The following is a 17,776-nucleotide window of genomic DNA, read 5'->3' as shown; positions in this document are numbered from 1 at the left end:
CCCCAGCGCGACAAATGGCCCGATCGGGGGCGATTGTGGCTGGCCTTTGCCCGCATCTGGGATAGGTCTTGTCACAACCTGCGGAGGCCCGAATGTTGCTGACTGTCAAAGCTCTTACTAAATCATACTCCGGTGCCGAAGGGCCTGTGCCGGTACTGCGCGGGATCGACCTGACTGTTGCAGCGGGTGATACGCTGGCCCTCACAGGTGAAAGCGGATCTGGCAAAAGCACGCTGTTGCATCTGATTGCAGGGTTGGACGCCGCCGATGGGGGGAGCATCACGCTGGCAGGTCAGGATGTGACGCAACTGGATGATGGAGGGCGCGCGGCCCTGCGCCGCGAAAGTGTCGGGATCATTTTCCAGCAGTTCAATCTGATCCCCTCGCTTGATATCGCAGCGAACATCGCGTTTCAGGCGCGCCTAGCGGATTCTTATTCCCCCACCAGCGCGCGCGAGTTGGCCGATGCGCTGGGATTGGGCGACCATCTGCAAAAATACCCCGATCAGTTATCAGGCGGCCAGCAGCAGCGGGTCGCGATTGCGCGCGCTCTTGCCGCCCGGCCAAAGCTAATCCTTGCCGACGAACCTACCGGAAATCTGGATGAGGAAACCGCGGGCGAGGTGATGACCCAAATGCTCGCGCTGGTGGCCCAAACCGGTGCCGCGCTGGTCATGGTGACCCACTCGCCGCGGCTGGCCAACCAGATGTCGCGCCAGCTTCACCTGCGCCAGGGGTTACTGGCATGACAGCAGCCGGTCTGTCTGCGTTGTGGTCCCATTGGCGGCGTAACCCGCTGCAATTGTTTACGCTGATTGCAGGTCTAGCGCTGGCAACAGCGCTATGGTCGGGTGTGCAGGCCGTGAACGCGGAAGCGCGCGCAAGCTATGATGCCGCCGCCGCAACGCTGGGTGAAGGGCAATACGACCAGCTTCTGCCCGAAACCGGAAACCAAATACCGCAAGAGACGTTCATCGCGCTGCGCCGCGCGGGCTGGCTTGTCAGCCCCGTGGTTGAGGGGAAGCTGGTGTCTGTGCAACTGCTGGGAATTGATCCGCTGACAGCGCCAAACGGTCTTGGGCCTGTGGGCGACGGTGGCGGTATGTCGCTGCCCGACTTTCTGGAAAATCCGGCTGTTTTCGCCAATGAGGATACCGCTGCGAAATTGCGCGGCATTATTGACGCGCCCCTTGTTATTGAACCGGCAATCGCGCCGAACACCGCCATCACCGACATCTACCAAGCGCAGCGCTTGCTGAATGCCACGGGTACGCTGAGCCGTCTGATTGTGGCGCGCAACCAACCTGTCGCGCAGAAACCGCTGGGAGTGGTTGCCCCCGATCTGGTCCGCCGCGCGGCGCAAGGCGGCTCTGATGTGGCGCGCCTTACGGATAGTTTCCACCTCAACCTGACCGCCTTTGGCCTGCTCAGCTTTGCGGTGGGGGTTTTCATTGTCCATGGTGCAATCGGCCTCGCGTTCGAGCAGCGCCGCGCCATGGTGCGCACCCTGCGCGCGCTGGGAATGCCCCTGCGGCGGTTGGTGGTGCTGATGGCGGCGGAACTGCTGCTTCTGGCGCTGGCGGGCGGGGGAATCGGCGTCTGTCTGGGGTATATCGTGGCCGCCAGCCTGCTGCCCGATGTCGCCGCCACGCTCAAGGGACTATATGGCGCGCAGGTATCGGGCACATTGCAATTGCGTCCCTCCTGGTGGCTGTCGGGTTTGGCCATATCGGTTCTGGGCACAGCGATCGCAGCCACCGGAGCGTTGGTTTCGGTGGCGCGTATGCCGCTGCTGGCCAGTGCGCAGCCGCGCGCATGGGCAAACGCGCGCGGCGCCATGCGCCGGATACAAATGCTGGCAAGCCTGTTATTGCTGGTGCTGGCGGGCGTTCTGGCGCTGTTCGGGGACGGGTTGATCATGGGTTTTGGTTTACTCGCCTGCCTGTTGATCGGTGCGGCCCTTGCCTTGCCCCTGTTTCTGGATGCTGTTCTGTCAGTCGCGCAATCATGGGCAAAAGGCGTTACAGCGCAGTGGTTCTGGGCCGACACGCGGCAGCAGCTTTCGGGCCTCAGCCTTGCATTGATGGCATTGCTTCTGGCAATGGCGGCAAACGTGGGCGTATCGACAATGGTCTCCAGCTTCCGCCTGACGTTTACCGGATTTCTGGATCAACGGCTTGCATCCGAACTTTATATCGAAACCGACAGCCCGCGACAGGCCGCAGCGCTTGAACGCTTTGTAGAACCGCTGACATCGGAAATTCTGCCGCTTTTGTCGATCGATACGAAGTTGGCGGATATGCCTGCGGAACTATATGGCGCGCGGATCGGGGCGACCTATCGTGACAATTGGGATTTGTTGGCGGCAACGCCAGATGTTTGGGACCGCATCGCCGCAGGAGAGGCCGTGCTTGCGAATGAACAACTCGCGCGGCGCGCGGACCTGTGGATCGGCGATACGCTGCAAATCGCCCCCGATGTCGCGCTGCCCATCGCTGGCGTGTTCGGCGATTACGGCAATCCCATCGGTCAGGCAATTGTCGCCGAGCCGCTGTTCACCGCGTTACACCCGCAGGTGCGCGCCACCCGATTTGGCCTGCGCACGGATGATCCCGCCGCCCTGCGCACCGCACTGATGGATGATTTTGGCCTTTCCGCGCAGTCGATAACGGATCAAGCACAGATCAAAGCATTCTCTCTCGGGGTTTTTGAACGCACTTTCACCGTTACCGCCGCATTGAACGTGCTGACCTTGAGTGTGGCAGGTTTCGCCATTTTTATGAGCTTGCTGACACTTGCGGGGATGCGGGTGCCGCAACTGGCCCCTGCGTGGGCGTTGGGATTAACGCGACGGCGCCTGGGGCAGTTGGAACTGATCCGCGCGGTTATCCTTGCGATCCTGACCGCAACGCTTGCGCTGCCACTGGGTCTTGCGCTGGCGTGGGTCTTGCTTGCTGTAGTGAACGTAGAGGCATTCGGCTGGCGTCTGCCGATGTATGTTTTCCCGCGTGATTACGCAGTGTTGGGGCTTTTTGCTTTGGTCGCGGCGGTGCTGGCCGCTGCTTGGCCTGCGCGCAGGCTTGCGCGCGTACCGCCGGCTGAACTGTTGAAAGTATTTGCAAATGAACGTTAAATTCGCAGCCTTTGTCGCTCTCATTGCGTTGTGCGCCCCTGTTGGCCTGTCCGCGCAGGGATTTTCCGGTTTGGGCAGCGATGCTGAAGGGTTTTCAACGCCCGCACCCGCACCGCAATTCGATTTCCCTGCCGATCACGGCGCGCATCCCGATTACCGCATTGAATGGTGGTATCTGACCGCCAACATGACAGGGCCGGACGGCACCGCCTATGGTTTGCAGTGGACGTTGTTCCGCTCGGCGCTGGCACCGCACACCGGCAAGGGCTGGGACAGCCCCCAGATATGGCTGGGCCATGCAGCCGTGACCACGCCCGATGCCCACTACACATCAGAGCGGCTGGCGCGCGGCGCCATCGGACAGGCAGGTGTGAGCGCCGCCCCTTTCGAAGCCTGGATAGACGACTGGCACCTGCGCGGCGCATCCTTTGACGCCCTGAAACTGCGCGCGTCAGGATCGCAATTCGCCTATGATGTCACGCTTGACGCTCAAGGACCGCTGGTTTTCCACGGCGAAGGGGGCTATTCCGTCAAATCGCAACAGGGGCAGGCCAGCTATTACTACTCGCAACCCTTCTTTGCACTGGCTGGCACCATCACGCTGCCCGAAGGTGATATTCCTGTCACCGGCACCGCCTGGCTTGACCGCGAATGGTCTTCCCAGCCGCTGGCCGCCGACCAGACCGGATGGGATTGGTTCTCATTGTCTTTCGATGCAGGCGAAAAGCTGATGGGATTCCGCCTGCGTCAGGCGGACGGCACCTATTACACTTCCGGCACATGGATCACACCTGACGGCGCCACCACCGCCCTGCCCGACGGCAGCTTTGATGCGACACCGCTGGCCACGTCGGATGTAGGCGGGCGCAGCATCCCTACCCGCTGGCATGTGCGCGTGCCTGATCACGCTGTCGACGTGATTATAGAGGCCGTGAACACGCAGACGTGGATGGACATGTCGGTCCCCTATTGGGAGGGCCCCGTGCGCGTCAGCGGAAACCGCAGCGGCATCGGTTATCTGGAGATGACAGGGTACGACCAACCCTGAACGGCGCTGACAAAAGCGCGTCAACGCAACCTCCCGAGACTGATTTCGAACCGAAGAAGGTTTTTGGACGAATATCAGCGGCAAACCCACGAACCGCAAAATGCACCGCATTGGATATCCGGCATCGCCTAGGTGTTTTCAGGATACGTCCACTCCACACGCCAAGAAAACCATTGCAAAGCTCCCGTCCCGCTCTTTCAGACCGACATCATGCTTGGAGGCCACGGTAAACAAAACAAAAACGGCGCCCCTCTAATGATGAAGACGCGCCGCATAATGTATGTATGCGTTAGATTGGAGTTTAAATCCGTATCAAATTATTGCAAACGGATCATCCGAAACCGTAAGTTCAGTCACACCCCAGTGATAAGCGTTATCAATAGATTGCACAAACTCCAGCGGGTTATCCCCGATCTGCTGGTCAGCGGCACTCAGCACGAACTGGTATTCCTTCAGACCATCGCGGACACCTGCACGCAAGAACCCGAGCGATAATCCGTTCAGAAGCAACTCCACTTCTCTACTGTTGTCTATATCGTAGCCGTCAAAGGTAAGGACAATCGTCCGCGCCATTGATCGTCACGCTGACCTGCTGCGCAGTCATGTCCCGCGACATGATTGTGAAAGTATCCGTCAGCATACCACCCGCCACCAGTGCTTCAACCGCCGCATTGTCATTGTCCAACGTATAGGTCCAGATACCAGCCGCATCAATCAAGAGGCGCCATACTCCATATCGGCGGAGCCGGATATGATTGGGAGAAACGTGTTGTTCGCCTTGTCGCTATCCGAAGCTGTAGTAGTACCACTGACAATGCTACCATCCGGATCGGTGTTGTTAATTACCTCTCCGGCTTCAATGACCGAACCTGAAATTACCCCTCCTATGTCCGCTGCGTCGTTGGTGCCGGTCACGGTGACGGTGACTGTCCCGGTGTATGTGCTGCCCTGACCGTCATCCACGGTATCGGTCGCTGTGGCCCCTGCTGCAAGGCTCTCGAACGCGCTGTTGGCACGTAGTCGAAGGCGCCGTCGTTATTGTTGGTGACACAGCCGACGGTTCCCGTCGTGTCCATGCTGAACGTGTGGCTGTCAATAAGACCGTAATCCACGCCAAAGCGCGCCCCCTGTTCGGATAGCATCGGTCGTATTTCAGGAAACACAGGCTTGGATGACTGAAGTACGGTAGTTACTAATCCTGCTGTTGTGCAATTTTGATCAGTTCATAAAACACACGAACACCGCCATAGATTATCTCATCCGGAAAGTCATAATCTGCATTGTGCAGGTCGGGCTGGTTTTCACCCGCACCCAGCCCGAACATTCCGCCATCATAACGTTTGAGAAACTCACCAAAGTCCTCACCCCAGCGGAAAGGCATTTTTGCACAATGATAGGAAAGGTCCGCTTGGGCTGCTGCGCGATGGATCATCGTCACCGCGGTGTCCCTGTTGACCGTCGCGCCAAATTCTTCTTTCGTCTCAAAGCTAACATCCAACCCGTCCCGTGTTGCAAGGTTTTGTGCAGCTTGGGACAATTCAGACCACATCGCCTGCACGGTTTCACCATTGGCTGCGCGCAGGGTATATTGGACCTCACCTGCGGCGGGGCTGATGCCGGACGCCTGCACACCCATCCGGCTATAGACCGGCACAACAAGAGCGTAGCTGTCAGGCGAATCATACTGCGCCTGAATTTCATAGGCTTTCAACGTCAGTTCGGCCATGGCGCGGGATGGGCTGGCACCCGTTTCGGGCTGTGCGCTGTGGGCTTCGCGCCCTCTGAATGTCACGGCTGCATATTTGACTTCGGACGAGAATGTTCCGGTACGGCAAACAACTTGGCCTTGCGGATATCCGGGAAGGTTATGCAGGGCGAATACAAAATCCGGCGCAAGAGCCTGAAATGCCGGATGGTCGCAGCATGATCTTGCGCCTGTGCCGGTCTCTTCGTCCGGCTGGAACAGTAAAACTACCCGTCCCGCCGCAGGTTCGCGCATAAGCCGCAGCGCAACACCTGCCATGATCGCCATATGGCCGTCATGGCCGCATTTGTGCCCGACGCCGTCATAGATCGACCGATAGGGCAGATCGGTGTTTATCTCGTGGATCGGAAGGGCGTCCAGTTCGCACCGCAGCATCACGGTTTTGCCGGTCTTCGCAGCACCGTAAACGGCAGCGAACCCTGCGCCGTGCAGAGGCACTATGCTGTCGGGCTTTGCGTGCTGGTCAAGAAACCGGCGCATGTATCTGGCGGTTTCAACCTCTTGGCGGGAAATTTCGGGATGGGCATGAAGCCAGTGGCGCAAGCGGGTCAATGCTGCAAGATCAGATGCCATCACGCGCCGCCCCTATGCGTTCGGGTATCGCACCGCCTGCCCGGCGCGATACCCCACACCAATTCCCGACTGGCCTACAAAACATCCAGAACTGCGGCTTTGGTGGCGGCAACCACCTCGTCCGCCTGATCATGGGTCAGTGAAAACGGCGGCGCAAACCCGATGATGTCGCCCTGTGGCATCGCGCGCGCGATGACACCCAGATCAAACATTTTCGCAACAATCCGAGGGCCGACTTTATCTGCTGCATCAAAGAAAACCCGATCATCGCGGTCCTTGACCAGCTCGACAGCGCACAGCATTCCTTCGCCGCGAATGTCCCCGATATTGGCGTGATCCCCCAACGCATCATTCATGGCTTTGTTCAGGTAGGCCCCCACATCGCCCGCATTCGAAACTAGGTTCAGTTGATCAATCAACTTCAGGTTGGCGACACCCGCCGCAGCACCGATTGGATGGGCCGAATAGGTCCAGCCGTGACCGATGGCCCCGAATTCATCTGTACCACGCTCCAGAACATCCCACATGCGGTCGGAGACGATAGACCCCGAAAGCGGCGCATAAGCAGATGTCAGACCTTTGGCGATGGTGATCAGGTCGGGCTTAAGCCCGTAATGATCCGACCCCATCATCGTGCCTAACCGGCCAAAGCCTGTGACGACTTCGTCCGCGATCAGCAGGATATCATACTTTTGCAATACCTTCTGGATGGCATCCCAATAACCAGCGGGCGGTGGCACGATGCCACCTGTGCCCAGAACCGGCTCACCTATAAATGCGGCGATGGTGTCGGGGCCTTCGTGCAAAATCAGTTCTTCCAGCTTTTGCGCGCAATCGGCGCTGAAATCGGCCTCGCTCATCGTGCGATCCTTGCGGCGGAAATAGTAAGGCGCTTGGGTGTGGACAACCTGCGATAACGGCAAATCGAACTTGTTGTGAAACAGCTCCAGCCCCGTCAGCGAGCCTGTCATCAGGCCCGATCCGTGATAGCCGCGCCAGCGCGAAATGATCTTTTTCTTTTCGGGCCGCCCGAGGATGTTGTTGTAATACCAGACCAGCTTGATGTTTGTCTCGTTCGCATCGGAGCCGGACATGCCGTAGTAAACATGGTTCATGCCTTCGGGGGCGCGCTCTGCGATCATGCGGGACAGGGTGATGGAGGCCTCGGTGCCGTGCCCGACATAGGAGTGGTAATAGGCCAGTTCATGCGCCTGCTGTGCAATTGCATCAGCAATTTCCGTGCGCCCGTACCCGACATTCACACAATAAAGACCCGCAAACGCATCCAGCGAGCTTCGGCCCTCGCGATCCGTGATATGTACGCCGTTTGCTGTCTGGATAATCCGGTTGCCCATCTCGCGGCGGGCGAACTGCGCCAGATGTGTAGAGGGGTGGAAAAAATGGTCATGATCCCATTGCGTCAGTTGATCGTTGTTCAGTTGCTTGTTCACTTTATGCTCCTTGCTTTGCGCCACGGATCAGGTCCAATCCCAGCAAACGTATTTCACTTTTTGACATGCTTCCAGTGCGCGCCGCGATTCCATTGGGATATTCGATTGCGCACTGACCCGATGTGATGTCCCGTTTTGCCGGCCAAGCCGATGAAATGGCCGCCGCCGTCTCTGAACTGGCGCGTCGGTTCAGGGCATCCGCTAGCCGCATTTTTCTCCAATTCTGGCAAAAGGTCGGACCAGAACGGTTTGGCGGCGCAATTGGTCGGCATACACGCTGAAAAGGGACCAATAATCAGCCATATGAGAAATGTCTCCGCCCCTGTGGCAACCCATCTATCAAAGGCCGGCACATGACCACATTTCAAAACAACTTCACAACTGCCGAATACCAGCGCCGAATTGCCAAAACCCGCGCGGCCATGACCACCAAGGGCTATGACGCGATTTTTGTCAGCGATCCTTCGAATATGTCATGGCTTACGGGGTATGATGGCTGGTCGTTCTATGTGTTTCAGGGTGTGATCCTGACGCTGGAGGGGGATCCGCTGTGGTGGGGCCGAGCGATGGATGCACTGGGCGCGCGGCGCACTGTGTTCATGGACAATGATGACAGCATCCGTGGCTACGATGATACGTTTGTGCAGAACCCCGACAAACACCCGATGCAGGAACTGGCCGACCTATTGGCAGAGGTCGGGCTGGAAAACGCGACAATCGGCGTCGAGATGGACAATTATTACTACTCTGCAAAAGCGCATGAAACGCTGACGGGCGCTATTGGAAAAGCCACTTTCAAAGACGCAACCGGACTGGTCAACTGGCAACGCGCCGTGAAATCGGAGCGCGAGATCGAATACATGCGCCGCGCCGCGCGCATCACCGAAGTGATGCACGAGCGCATTTTTGAATTTGCCGAGCCTGGTACGCGCAAAAACGAATTGATCGCCGAAATCTACGCCACCAGCATCCGCGGTGTGGACGGGTTCTGGGGGGATTACCCTGCTATTGTGCCAATGGCCCCGTCCGGAATGGACGCGACTGCCCCGCATCTGACATGGGATGACCGCCCCATGCAATCCGGCGAGGCGACATTTTTCGAAATTGCGGGCGCGCACCGGCGTTATCAATGCCCGCAGTCACGCACGCTGTTTCTGGGTGAAGTGCCGCAAAAATACCGCGACGCTGAAACCGCCGTTCTGGATGCCATCGAGGCCGGTCTGGAACAGGCCAGACCCGGCAATCAGGCGCAGGACATCGCCAACGCATTCAACGCAACGCTGAACAAGGCCGGTTTCGAAAAGGACAGCAGATGCGGTTATGCAATCGGGATCAGCTATCCACCTGATTGGGGCGAGCGCACGATTTCATTCCGGCGCGGCGATACCACCATACTTGAACCGGGAATGACGTTTCATTTCATGCCTGCCCTGTGGCTGGATGATGGCGGTCTGGAGATAACAGAACCTATTCTGATCACCGAAAGCGGCCACGAGTGCTTGTGTAACACCAAACGCGAGCTTTGGGTGAAATCATAATCAAGGGCGCGATCACACCGATGAGTTTACTAAACGTTCCAAAGGTCCATGGCGTATCAGGAAACAGCCCCAGAGTTGCGACATCGAACTTGAATGATGATCAAGCCGTCTATCGCCCTGACTTAAATTATTTTCCACGGTCGATGTGAGGATACTGTCAGCTTCGTAAATGTTTATCAGACCACCATAGACAAAAATGAATGGGGAAATGCCATTCATTTGATTCCGGCCAGCGTGTATCACTTGACGGTGTCATAAGATTCATCGAACCGGTTCACTCAAAACGATGCGTTGGCGCTCGTCAGGAGCCTGTAATTTCGGCTCGTATCATTCGGAATAACTTGTTGGCGACGACCACCTCTTGCTCACTGTTGCCAAAAGCGTCCAGTTTCTTCGCAAGTCGGGGCTAAGATTATCCTTGATGTTTCAACACTAGCTTGAGCAGACTTGCAGCGTTCTTTGACGCTTTGCTTTAATCTGGCAGATCTCATCCGGTGAAATAAAATTGTGTACTTTTCATCTGCTCCACGCGAGATGCAGAAATATCTCATTCGATATGTAAGCAATCAGCGCACAAGCTATGAAATTGGACAGCCTTTCGTTCTTCTATGCCGATTCACCCACTAAAAACACCACAACATCTAGAACAACGAGGCGGCTCCGCATCAGAATTTCTGGAAAATGCGCGGGCATAAAACAGTCCACGAAGCCGGTTCGCACTGCTTGTTTCTATGTCAACGCGTACAGGATCTCCACGCACTGCAAGCCCGGATGCAAAACGACCACCTAAAATTTGGCGTCACGTCCGGCAGAATCTATCCACCGCCCAAGATGCGGTTCGTTGATTTGCTGACGCTACCTGATCCAATGGTTAGAACGACTATAACCGCTGGATTTATCTGTACTGTTGCAAACCCCGAAAACGAGAACGGGGCTCCCCGAAGGGAACCCCGTCTAATTTTTCACGTCCGGTAGATTTAGCTGTCGGCCTGTTCGCCGTTCGGGGGATCCATCTCGGTCGTTGGCACTTCGTCTGCGGCAACATCATCGTCTTCGTCACCGGCAGAAACCAGTGCGGAAGGTGCGGAAACCTGTGCAATCACAAAGTCACGATCGATGACCGGCTTGGAGCCTGTGGGCAGCGTTACATCCGAAATGGTCAGATTGTCGCCAATCTCCATTTTGGAGATGTCGATCACGATGCTTTCTGGAATATCCGAAGCCGTAACAACCAATTCGATTTCCGGGCGTACAAGCGTCAGTGTGCCGCCCTTTTTCAGGCCCGGGCATTCATCTTCGCCTTCTACGTCGACATTGATGAACAGGTTGATTTTTGTGGTCCGCTTCAGGCGCATGAAGTCGACGTGCGTTGGCAGGTCTTTTACAACGTGACGCTGGACATCGCGGCAGATAACGCGCACGTCATCGTGGCCTTCCACCTTCATGTTGAACAGGGTCGCCTTGAAGCGGCCCTTGCGCAGCATGGTCAGCAGTTTGTTGAACGGGATGTTGATGGGAAGCGGGTCAACATCGCCACCAAAAACAATACCCGGTACCATGCCATCACGGCGTGCCTGACGAGCGGCGCCCTTGCCTGTCCCCGTGCGTACCTGAGCTTCAAGATCTGGGATCTCTCCGGCCATAATAATTCTCCAAATGTTAGGGCGGAACGCCTCCAAGGCTGTCGTCCCGCATGAAGTGGCGCGTATAGACGCGAATCTGTTTTAGGGAAAGAGATAAATGCAATGTGTTGCTACCGCGATGGTGGCTGTGTGTCGGGGCTGTTGTCTTCGAGTTATTTTGCGGAGAACACGGTGCTGGTTGCAAGGGTTATTAGGGGCGCTGCCCCCTTGGTCCTGCGGACCAATTCCCCCGGGATATTTTTGGCCAAAAGAAATAGCCTAGGGCATCTGGATGAGGTGGCCGCCTGCGGCAACTGTTCTGGCGTGTAAAGTGGTTTCTGCTGCGTAAGCTGTCTCGAAAGCCGAGCGGGTGGAAGATGTTATGGTCGTGTCGGCGGGAGGGGATACATTTTGCGGCTTGAATGTTATGTTAGCGCCCATGCGCTGATTTAGCCAGTTGCGCAGGGTTGGCTGGGCTTCGTAGGCAAACAGGTGGGTGATGCCCAATATTCCTGACGACGTAGTTAGGAAGTTTAACTGTGTGCCTATGCGGGCCCAATCAGGCGGGTCAGGAGAAATGACGGCCTGAACGAAAGTGTCGAAATTTACGTCCAGCGTTGACGCGCGATAGCGGTACCAGCTGCGCAAGTGTTCAAGCGGAGCGCGGATGACGGCCATGGTTTCGGGCTCCAGCCCGAAGGCATCACAAAGGAACGGCGCGATTTTACGCTGGTAGCGCCCCACGGGAGTATGTTTGCGGTGTTTGTAAAACGCGATATCCGCCCAAGGCTTTAGCGCCACCTCCATGGCGGTCGAGCCCGTTTTTGGCACGGAAAGCAGGACAAGGTTTTGCGCTGAAAAGACCAGCATCAGTCCTGCCAGTCACCTTCGAAGTTTTTGGGTACCAGCAGGTTGTGCCGACCAAGGTTGGTCACTTTTGTCTCTCCGCACAGCGCCATTGTGGTGTCGAGTTCTTTGTGGATGACCTCAAGCGCGCGGGTTACGCCAGCCTGACCCATCGCGCCAAGCCCGTAGATATAAGCGCGTCCGATGTAGGTGCCCTTGGCCCCCATCGCCATCGCTTTCAACACATCCTGACCCGAGCGGATGCCGCTGTCGAGGTGGACTTCGACCTGATCGCCGACCGCATCGAGGATCGAGGGCAGCATGCGGATTGAACTGAGCGCGCCATCAAGCTGTCTGCCGCCGTGATTGCTGACAATGATCGCGTCAGCGCCAACTTGCAGCGCCATTTTTGCGTCTTCGGCATCCAGGATGCCCTTGAGGATGACTTTGCCGCCCCATTGCTCTTTGATCTTGGCGATTTTGCCCCAATCCAGTGTGGGATCGAACTGTTCCGCCGTCCACGCGCTGAGGTTTGATGCGTCGGAGATGTTTTTCACATGACCGACAATATTGCCAAAACTGCGGTTTTTGGTTTGCAGCATTTCGATGCCCCAGCGCCATTTGGTTGCCAGATTGGCGATGGTGGAGGGGGTGAGCTTGGGGGGTGCTGTCAGGCCATTCTTGATGTCTTTGTGGCGCTGACCGAGAATTTGCAAATCCAGCGTGATTACAAGTGCGGAGCATTTCGCAGCGCGCGCGCGTTCGATCAGGCGCGAGACGTAATCGGTATCGCGCATGGTATATAGCTGGAACCAGAAAGGCTTATTGGTGGCTGAAGCCACATCCTCTATGGAGTTGATGGACATAGTGGACAGGGTAAACGGCACGCCGAAGGCTTCGGCAGCGCGTGCCGCTTTCATTTCGCCATCTGCGTGCTGCATGCCGGTAAGCCCCACGGGGGCCAGCGCCACGGGCATTGCCACCTGTTCCCCGATCATCGTGGATTTAGTGCTGCGCCCCGACATATCGACTGCCACGCGCTGGCGCAGGCGGATCTGGTCAAAATCCGAGGTGTTCTCGCGGAAGGTCTGTTCAGTCCAGCTGCCGCTTTCGGCGTAGTCATAAAACATCTTTGGGACGCGGCGGCGGTGAATGCGTTTGAGATCGTCGATGTTGGTGATGACGGGCATGGCTGCTTTCCGGTTGTTGGTTATGTTTGTGTACCAATCCGCCGAGCGTGGAGCAACGATGCAATTTCTTGCAGCCGCCCGTCATTTTGTGCGTCTTGCACAGCGTGAAACGAACGGGCCGGATTACCTCGCTTAGACATGGGAGCGCGACGTTGTGTGCATCCTGATGCTGGCGTCAGCCTGAATGGGCGCCGTCTGACAGGGTTTTCACAAACGCCAGTATGTCATCTGTGCTTTTGCCCGCTGCGATCTGGCTGACGATAGCGGAGCCGACAACAACACCGTCAGCAACTGCTGCAATGGCGCGGGATTTTTCAGGCGTGTTAACCCCAAATCCGACCACGACGGGCAGGCCCGTCGCTTTGCGGATACGCTCAACAGCGGGGGATACATCATCTGCCTGCGCTTCGGCAGCACCGGTAATGCCGGTGATCGAGACATAATACACGAAGCCGGAGGTGTTTTCTGCCACACGGGTCAGGCGCGCGTCATCTGTTGTGGGCGTGGCCAGACGGATGAAGTTCAATCCCGCCTCTTGTGCAGGGATGCATAGCTCTGTGTCTTCTTCCGGCGGCAGATCGACGATGATCAGCCCGTCAATTCCTGCGGCCTTTGCAGCGACCAGAAATGCGGGAACGCCCATCGAATAGATCGGATTGTAATACCCCATCAGGACAATCGGCGTCGTGTCGTCTTCCTTGCGGAAGGCCGCCGCCAGCTCCAGCGTCCGCTTGAGCGTCATGCCAACATCCAGCGCGCGCTGCCCTGCCATCTGGATTGTGGGGCCGTCAGCCATCGGGTCGGTGAAGGGAAGGCCAAGCTCGATAATATCGACGCCAGCAGCGGGCAGACCGCGCACGATCTCCAGCGAGCGGTCAAAGTCAGGGTCACCGGCCATCACATAGGAAACAAACGCCTTCTTTCCTTGGGCGGCAAGCTCGGCAAATTTGGCGTCAATACGGGTCATGGAAAGGCCTTTCGGGTAGGTGTTGGCGATGAATGCCCAATTCGGCGGGGGAAATCAATGCAGGGCTGGAAAATTCGGACAGAGCCCCTATTTGATGGGTCATGAATTACATACTCGCTATTTTGCTACCGCCGCTGTCTATCATCCTTACGGGGCGTCCGATCCTTGGGGTGGTTGTGTTTTTCATCTGGGTCCCTGCCCTAGTGTTTTCCGGCGGATTGACCCATCCGATGTTCATTTTGTTGGCATGGCTGCTCATATTTTCTTCTCGGGAAGCGGCACAGTAGTACAAGGCTGTGCTTGCGTCCGTGCCTGTGACGCCATAACAGGTGCCAAACGCAAAAGAGGACGCCGTCATGGGTTTCAAAATGGGTATCGTAGGCTTGCCAAACGTGGGCAAATCGACGCTTTTCAACGCACTCACCCGCACTGCCGCCGCGCAGGCCGCCAATTTTCCTTTTTGCACGATCGAGCCGAACGTAGGCGAAGTCGCCGTTCCTGATGCGCGTCTGGATACATTGGCCGAAATCGCCGGCTCGAAAAGTATCATCCCTACCCGCATGACTTTTGTCGATATTGCCGGTCTGGTCAAAGGCGCATCCAAAGGCGAAGGTCTGGGCAACCAGTTTCTTGCCAACATCCGCGAAACAGATGCCATTGCCCATGTACTGCGTTGTTTTGAAGATGCTGACGTTACCCACGTCGAAGACCGTGTGGACCCCGTTGCGGATGCGGAGACGATTGAAACCGAACTGATGCTTGCTGACTTGGAAAGCATTGAAAAACGCCGTGCGGGGCTGGTGCGCAAGATCAAGGGCAACGACAAGGACGCGGTGCAGCAAGACCGTCTTCTGGCCGCCGCCCAAGCCGCTATCGAAGATGGCAAGCCCGCGCGCGTTGTGGAAATCGACGAAGAAGACGCAAAAGCGTGGCGCATGTTGCAGCTGCTCACCACCAAACCCGTGCTTTACGTCTGCAACGTAGGTGTGGCGGACGCGGCGGACGGAAACGAATTCTCCCGCGCTGTTTCTGAAATGGCAACGGCACAGGGAAATTCAGCTGTCATCATTTCAGCACAGATCGAAGAAGAGATCAGCCAGCTTGATGCCGAAGACGCAGCGATGTTCCTTGAGGATATGCATCTGGAAGAAGCCGGTCTGGACCGTCTGATCCGCGCCGGGTACGAGCTGCTGCACCTTGAGACCTATTTCACCGTAGGACCAAAAGAAGCACGTGCCTGGACCATCAAACAAGGCACATCAGCTCCGAAAGCCGCAGGCGTGATTCACGGGGATTTCGAAAAGGGATTTATCCGCGCGGAAACCATTGCCTATGATGATTTTGTGTCACTTGGCGGCGAAGGCCCTGCCAAGGAAGCGGGAAAAATGCGCGCAGAAGGTAAGGCCTATACCGTAAAAGACGGTGATGTGCTTCACTTCCTGTTCAACACCTGATCACCGCTTTAATCGGCGCTCAATGCAGCCAATATGCATCAACTACTGAATTAGATTACTGGACAAGGTATTCGTGCGGGTACCCGTAGGCGCGCGCAAGCTCGTATGTCGCCTCGGAAAGCACGGTAGGCGGCATTTTTCGTGGACGGTAGTTCATTTTCAGATTTTGCGGCGGTACATCCAGAGTGAAGCCTCTCAGGCCGAAAAATTTACCGAGCTCCCCGACGTTGTTCCCCAACTGCTCCAACTGGATCCGCCGGTACGATGCCCCTGTTTTGGTAGCCTTGTCCTCGATCATCTGGTTCCAATGCCACCAGTATTTGTCCAGCCGCCCGGTTTCGGTCTGCGGCTCAAAGAGTTGCCCGTTCGTTTGTAAAAATTCCCGATGGCGCATAACAAATTCTGTTCTAGCCGCAATTTTCTCAGCTGGTCGGTTGGGATTGCCGAAATAGCGTTTTGGATAACCTTGGGAGATATGCCGCAAAGGGCCGGATGCCAGCATCCCGATACGGTAGAAGGATGACATCACTTTCAACGGGTTGCGCACTAAATGAAATACGTGCGTCAACCCTTCTATCCGGTCAATATAAGGTGCCGCATACCATGAAGACTCGCACAGAAAAGGAGTCTGCATGTCACTGTCTGCCAACTCTTTTTCGAGGTTAAAAATACCCTCGTGAGTTGCTGGAATGCCATTTCTTTGCAGGGTTTTCGCAAAATAACCCGTACCCGAACGCCCGCAACCGACAACCAGAATTTTCACCTTATCCATCGCTGTAAACCAACCCCTGATAGCCATGCTAGCCGGACAATTCGGAGATTCAGCACGCCAGTGCAAACTGCCCGAACCATAACAGGTTTCTTCATGCGCCAACGAACGCCGTAGGACAACAAAATTCAATCTCCAACTGACTGGCTCGTTTCTCCGACGTGCCCCTCAGACGCACAGGCGTCAATGCTTTAATGCGAAACCAGGCACAGTCAGGCAAACCGGTTCAGGAACAAAGTACGTACCCACAGCTTTTTGAAACACACAGACCGTCGACAGACCACGGGAAATCAAATGAAAACAAACCCCTCGACAAAAAGTGCCGGATACATAAAAAAGGAGTTGTTATGCGGTGCTTTAGATCATAGACACGGCGGCGGAGACGTGGCCGAGTGGTCGAAGGCGCTCCCCTGCTAAGGGAGTAACGTGCAAGCGTTCGAGGGTTCGAATCCCTTCGTCTCCGCCATAATCCTCTTTAGGTTCTTGTTTTTATTGCAAAAATTGAAGGGCGATTGTTGCTTTGCATGTTGTGATGCATGTCGCGGATTTGGCTGGAAGCAGTGTCCCTTCGGCCAAGTTTGCTCACAATTGCGACGAACTTCGACAGTTATTCAGGTCGTGACGTTCGAAATTATCACACTCAAGGATAGCCGATTGATCTTAACTTCATATCTCGCAATTTACGCGGCGGTGCTTTCGACAGCGGTTTTCTTCTGGAACGTGGTTCGGGCGCAGCCCAAAGTTCGGGTTTACGTTGTCTTTGGGATGGAAACGGTTGGTGACGAAACCGTTCACGGGGCAATGATTTCGGTTCAAAACCCTTCGGCTCATGCCGTCCATATTTCGAATGTCTCTCTTGTTTATCATTGGCGACGGACCAAGTTGTCCGAAAGCTTTGAACACATTTTTCGATTTCGGAGGTTTCCGCGCCGCATTGGGTGGTGCCACACCAGCCTAAGCAACTAGGACATTGACGACAAATGCCCCGTTAAGCTTGAACCGGGAATGTCGCACCAAATTCTTGTTCCAGCCGAAGTTCTTGAACAGGTACTTTCCGATGCAAAAACACGAAGGTTTGTTGCCGTAGCTCAAGACGCGCTTTGGCGAAACAAATATTCTTCGGTTTTCGAGTATCCCGCCGACGAAAAGCAGCAGATTGCCGATCAAAGCGAAGATGAATAAAAAAAGCCCCCCGAAGCATTGCTGCAACGGAGGTCAGTTAGCTTTCAAGTGGCCCGAGGAAGATCGTTAGAAACAGGCTGCGGGGATTCCCACAATCAAGCGGTCGGCGTCGAGGTCAATGCCTCTTGCATCATGCGCAGCGCGCGCTGCCGCAATGAGAAGTTTGGACGGCATACAGCCTGTGGTCGCGCAAAGCGTACCGCGAAAGGCTTCGTCAATCAGCAGGGTGCGCGCGCCT

16 protein-coding genes, 1 tRNA gene and 1 pseudogene are annotated in these 17,776 nt (G+C 56.2%); 8 read left to right on the top strand and 10 right to left on the bottom strand.

Features of this window, described 5'->3' with window-relative positions; all coding sequences use genetic code 11:
* The first annotated feature begins 92 nt into the window (after nt 1–92).
* Genes OS189_RS14415 through OS189_RS14405 form a run of 3 tightly spaced genes read left to right on the top strand, consistent with a single transcriptional unit; the run spans nt 93 to nt 4,181 of the window.
* Nucleotides 93–749, top strand: coding sequence for an ABC transporter ATP-binding protein (locus OS189_RS14415; protein WP_267168032.1), 657 nt, complete (start codon nt 93–95; stop codon nt 747–749).
* Entirely contained in the window at nt 746–3,133 is a 2,388-nt protein-coding gene (locus tag OS189_RS14410) for an ABC transporter permease (protein WP_267168031.1), read from the top strand. The genes OS189_RS14415 and OS189_RS14410 overlap by 4 nt, the downstream gene beginning before the upstream one ends.
* Nucleotides 3,123–4,181 carry a lipocalin-like domain-containing protein gene (locus OS189_RS14405; RefSeq protein ID WP_267168030.1) on the top strand — a complete coding sequence of 353 codons (1,059 nt, stop codon included), beginning with the start codon at nt 3,123–3,125 and terminating at the stop codon, nt 4,179–4,181. Before OS189_RS14410 ends, OS189_RS14405 begins: the two co-directional genes overlap by 11 nt.
* 312 nt (nt 4,182–4,493) lie before the next feature.
* Here OS189_RS14405 and OS189_RS14400 read toward each other — a convergent pair whose 3' ends face one another.
* From OS189_RS14400 to OS189_RS14380, 5 genes and pseudogenes are all read right to left on the bottom strand, one after another.
* Entirely contained in the window at nt 4,494–4,697 is a 204-nt protein-coding gene (locus OS189_RS14400; protein ID WP_267168029.1) for a hypothetical protein, read from the bottom strand.
* A gap of 28 nt (nt 4,698–4,725) precedes the next feature.
* Complete coding sequence (locus OS189_RS14395) at nt 4,726–4,899, bottom strand: VCBS domain-containing protein (RefSeq protein WP_267168028.1); 174 nt, start codon at nt 4,897–4,899, stop codon at nt 4,726–4,728.
* Nucleotides 4,896–5,180 (bottom strand): annotated as a pseudogene (locus OS189_RS14390) (VCBS domain-containing protein); the annotation flags it as partial. The gene OS189_RS14395 and the pseudogene OS189_RS14390, both read right to left, overlap by 4 nt.
* A gap of 193 nt (nt 5,181–5,373) precedes the next feature.
* On the bottom strand, nt 5,374–6,519 hold the full coding sequence (locus tag OS189_RS14385) for an amidohydrolase (RefSeq protein WP_267168027.1): 1,146 nt from the start codon (nt 6,517–6,519) through the stop codon (nt 5,374–5,376).
* 74 nt (nt 6,520–6,593) lie between these two features.
* Nucleotides 6,594–7,970 (bottom strand): aspartate aminotransferase family protein, encoded by a 1,377-nt coding sequence (locus tag OS189_RS14380; RefSeq protein WP_267168026.1) that lies wholly within the window; start codon nt 7,968–7,970, stop codon nt 6,594–6,596.
* 353 nt (nt 7,971–8,323) lie between these two features.
* Here OS189_RS14380 and OS189_RS14375 point away from each other — a divergent pair, with 353 nt between their 5' ends.
* The gene (locus tag OS189_RS14375; protein WP_267168025.1) at nt 8,324–9,508 is read left to right on the top strand and encodes a M24 family metallopeptidase; all 1,185 of its coding nucleotides are present in this window, start codon (nt 8,324–8,326) and stop codon (nt 9,506–9,508) included.
* Between the two features lie 977 nt (nt 9,509–10,485).
* On the opposite strand, the gene OS189_RS14370 is transcribed toward OS189_RS14375, so the two are convergent.
* The 4 genes from OS189_RS14370 to trpA all read right to left on the bottom strand — a co-directional run bounded on the left by OS189_RS14370 (nt 10,486) and on the right by trpA (nt 14,133).
* Complete coding sequence (locus OS189_RS14370) at nt 10,486–11,151, bottom strand: 50S ribosomal protein L25/general stress protein Ctc (RefSeq protein ID WP_267168024.1); 666 nt, start codon at nt 11,149–11,151, stop codon at nt 10,486–10,488.
* 258 nt (nt 11,152–11,409) lie between these two features.
* Entirely contained in the window at nt 11,410–12,000 is a 591-nt protein-coding gene (locus tag OS189_RS14365) for a hypothetical protein (RefSeq protein WP_267168023.1), read from the bottom strand.
* Nucleotides 12,000–13,166, bottom strand: coding sequence for an alpha-hydroxy acid oxidase (locus OS189_RS14360; RefSeq protein WP_267168022.1), 1,167 nt, complete (start codon nt 13,164–13,166; stop codon nt 12,000–12,002). Before OS189_RS14360 ends, OS189_RS14365 begins: the two co-directional genes overlap by 1 nt.
* A gap of 175 nt (nt 13,167–13,341) precedes the next feature.
* Complete coding sequence (gene trpA / locus OS189_RS14355; RefSeq protein WP_267168021.1) at nt 13,342–14,133, bottom strand: tryptophan synthase subunit alpha; 792 nt, start codon at nt 14,131–14,133, stop codon at nt 13,342–13,344.
* A 101-nt stretch (nt 14,134–14,234) separates the two neighbouring features.
* Here trpA and OS189_RS14350 point away from each other — a divergent pair, with 101 nt between their 5' ends.
* Together OS189_RS14350 and ychF are read left to right on the top strand one after the other, a co-directional pair.
* Entirely contained in the window at nt 14,235–14,420 is a 186-nt protein-coding gene (locus OS189_RS14350) for a hypothetical protein (protein ID WP_267168020.1), read from the top strand.
* Nucleotides 14,421–14,489: 69 nt separating this feature from the next.
* Nucleotides 14,490–15,587, top strand: coding sequence for a redox-regulated ATPase YchF (ychF, locus tag OS189_RS14345; protein WP_267168019.1), 1,098 nt, complete (start codon nt 14,490–14,492; stop codon nt 15,585–15,587).
* Between the two features lie 55 nt (nt 15,588–15,642).
* Here ychF and OS189_RS14340 read toward each other — a convergent pair whose 3' ends face one another.
* A complete protein-coding gene (locus tag OS189_RS14340; RefSeq protein ID WP_267168018.1) occupies nt 15,643–16,359 on the bottom strand; it encodes a hypothetical protein in 717 nt (238 codons plus the stop codon).
* A gap of 375 nt (nt 16,360–16,734) precedes the next feature.
* Between OS189_RS14340 and OS189_RS14335 the strand changes: the two genes are divergently transcribed.
* Nucleotides 16,735–16,822, top strand: a tRNA-Ser gene (locus OS189_RS14335).
* Between the two features lie 539 nt (nt 16,823–17,361).
* Complete coding sequence (locus OS189_RS14330) at nt 17,362–17,538, top strand: F-box protein (protein WP_267168017.1); 177 nt, start codon at nt 17,362–17,364, stop codon at nt 17,536–17,538.
* Nucleotides 17,539–17,776 lie beyond the last annotated feature (238 nt).

It is taken from the genome of Sulfitobacter sp. F26169L (assembly GCF_026410285.1).
Classification (GTDB): Bacteria; Pseudomonadota; Alphaproteobacteria; order Rhodobacterales; family Rhodobacteraceae; genus Sulfitobacter.
The sequence above is the reverse complement of the archived record's forward strand: the minus strand, read 5'-3'. Positions and strand labels throughout refer to the sequence as shown.

Coding starts and splice junctions, on each gene's coding strand:
- OS189_RS14365 (WP_267168023.1), bottom strand. CDS start 12,000: ATGCTGGTCTTTTCAGCGCAAAACCTTGTCCTGCTTTCCGTGCCAAAA.
- ychF (WP_267168019.1), top strand. CDS start 14,490: ATGGGTTTCAAAATGGGTATCGTAGGCTTGCCAAACGTGGGCAAATCG.
- OS189_RS14415 (WP_267168032.1), top strand. CDS start 93: ATGTTGCTGACTGTCAAAGCTCTTACTAAATCATACTCCGGTGCCGAA.
- OS189_RS14360 (WP_267168022.1), bottom strand. CDS start 13,166: ATGCCCGTCATCACCAACATCGACGATCTCAAACGCATTCACCGCCGC.
- OS189_RS14350 (WP_267168020.1), top strand. CDS start 14,235: ATGAATTACATACTCGCTATTTTGCTACCGCCGCTGTCTATCATCCTT.
- OS189_RS14370 (WP_267168024.1), bottom strand. CDS start 11,151: ATGGCCGGAGAGATCCCAGATCTTGAAGCTCAGGTACGCACGGGGACA.
- trpA (WP_267168021.1), bottom strand. CDS start 14,133: ATGACCCGTATTGACGCCAAATTTGCCGAGCTTGCCGCCCAAGGAAAG.
- OS189_RS14410 (WP_267168031.1), top strand. CDS start 746: ATGACAGCAGCCGGTCTGTCTGCGTTGTGGTCCCATTGGCGGCGTAAC.
- OS189_RS14405 (WP_267168030.1), top strand. CDS start 3,123: ATGAACGTTAAATTCGCAGCCTTTGTCGCTCTCATTGCGTTGTGCGCC.
- OS189_RS14340 (WP_267168018.1), bottom strand. CDS start 16,359: ATGGATAAGGTGAAAATTCTGGTTGTCGGTTGCGGGCGTTCGGGTACG.
- OS189_RS14330 (WP_267168017.1), top strand. CDS start 17,362: ATGTCGCACCAAATTCTTGTTCCAGCCGAAGTTCTTGAACAGGTACTT.
- OS189_RS14385 (WP_267168027.1), bottom strand. CDS start 6,519: ATGGCATCTGATCTTGCAGCATTGACCCGCTTGCGCCACTGGCTTCAT.
- OS189_RS14375 (WP_267168025.1), top strand. CDS start 8,324: ATGACCACATTTCAAAACAACTTCACAACTGCCGAATACCAGCGCCGA.